General features: G+C 52.8%; 1 pseudogene. It reads right to left on the bottom strand.

Annotated features, from left to right (window positions below):
* Nucleotides 1-15: 15 nt before the first annotated feature.
* A pseudogene (locus tag NMC31_RS26115) lies at nucleotides 16-324 on the bottom strand (IS1-like element IS1A family transposase); the annotation flags it as partial.

Here is a 324-nt window from a genome sequence, read left to right as displayed (position 1 = left end):
GGTAATGACTCCAACTTATTGATAGTGTTTTATGTTCAGATAATGCCCGATGACTTTGTCATGCAGCTCCACCGATTTTGAGAACGACAGCGACTTCCGTCCCAGCCGTGCCAGGTGCTGCCTCAGATTCAGGTTATGCCGCTCAATTCGCTGCGTATATCGCTTGCTGATTACGTGCAGCTTTCCCTTCAGGCGGGATTCATACAGCGGCCAGCCATCCGTCATCCATATCACCACGTCAAAGGGTGACAGCAGGCTCATAAGACGCCCCAGCGTCGCCATAGTGCGTTCACCGAATACGTGCGCAACAACCGTCTTCCGGAG

This window comes from Pseudocitrobacter vendiensis, assembly GCF_943590815.1.
In the GTDB taxonomy this organism is placed as follows: domain Bacteria; phylum Pseudomonadota; class Gammaproteobacteria; order Enterobacterales; family Enterobacteriaceae; genus Pseudocitrobacter; species Pseudocitrobacter vendiensis.
Note: the sequence above shows the minus strand (reverse complement) of the source record. Positions and strands in the feature narration are given on the sequence as shown.